This is a genomic window from Limosilactobacillus gorillae (assembly GCF_001293735.1).
GTDB classification, from domain to species: domain Bacteria; phylum Bacillota; class Bacilli; order Lactobacillales; family Lactobacillaceae; genus Limosilactobacillus; species Limosilactobacillus gorillae.
The window spans coordinates 1-1057 of sequence record NZ_BCAH01000058.1; the positions used below are offsets into that span (position 1 = coordinate 1).

The following is a 1057-nucleotide window of genomic DNA, read 5'->3' on the forward strand; positions in this document are numbered from 1 at the left end:
TGGCAGATTGTAAGAAATAACTTGAACGAATTTAATGACGTAAATTAAGCAAGAAGATCTCGATTGGTGTATGCCAATTAAGACATTTAAGTGGCCGTGAATTCAAATACCAATTAATTTGAACCAGCTGGCGATCACTCAGCTCTTCAATGGCTTGTCCCTTGGGAATAAATCGTCGCAAAACTCGGTTACGGTTCTCATTACTACCGCGTTCATGTGGTGAATAAGCATGGGCAAAATAAACCTGAGTACCAGTTTGCCGTTCAATTGTCTGATAGTTAGCGAACTCTTTACCATGATCCACGGTAAGCGTCTTGAGCTTGTTTTGAAGTTGACTAGCTAGTTCAAGTACGGCTTGAGTCATGGACTGACTGTCGCGACTATGGAGCCGTTTAACAATTGTCAGGCGACTCTTACGTTCCACAAAAGTAGCCACAGCTTGACCTTTACGTTTACCAGAAAGTACGGTATCAGCTTCAAAGTGGCCGAATTCCTGGCGAGTTTCGACTTTATGAGGCCGCTCCTCAATGGAGCGGCCGTGATTGAACGTACCACGCTTTTCTTTAGCACGATGACGACGAATTCCATAATCAGGCAAATCGGGCAACTGTATATCAAGCCAGCCTTGATCAATCCAGTTATAGACCGTCTTGTAGGCAATCCCCACCACATGGGCAACTTGTTCAGGGGACCACTTCTGGACTTGAATCTTTTCCTCGATCAAGTGTTTAAGGTTTTTAGTGAGCGAAGACTTCCGCCCCCGTTGACTAACCTTTCGTTCAAAGTCAGTTTGCGCTAGCCCAGCCTGGTACTCACTATTTAGCCGGTGAAGTTCGTTAAAGATGGTGGTCTTACTAAAGCCTAAGTAGTTAGCGATGTATCGCAAGGAACGTCCTTCATTATGAAGCGTTTCAATGACAACACGGTTCTGGAATGATAAAATAGTGGTGCTCATCAAGGTCCTTCTTTCTAATGGATTGTGTGGTAACACCATTAAAGACCTTGATGGGTTTTTCTGTCCACTTAAATGTTCAACTTAAATTTTACAATCTGCCTT

The 1057-nt window shown here is 43.5% G+C and carries 1 protein-coding gene; it reads right to left on the minus strand.

What is annotated here, in order from left to right:
• Positions 1-31: 31 nt before the first annotated feature.
• The gene (locus AOQ57_RS08100) at positions 32-955 is read right to left on the minus strand and encodes an IS30 family transposase (RefSeq protein ID WP_093626924.1); all 924 of its coding nucleotides are present in this window, start codon (positions 953-955) and stop codon (positions 32-34) included.
• Positions 956-1057: the final 102 nt, after the last annotated feature.

Bases quoted from the DNA above. Each gene is read 5' to 3' on its own strand.
- AOQ57_RS08100 (WP_093626924.1), bottom strand. From the start codon at position 955: ATGAGCACCACTATTTTATCATTCCAGAACCGTGTTGTCATTGAAACG.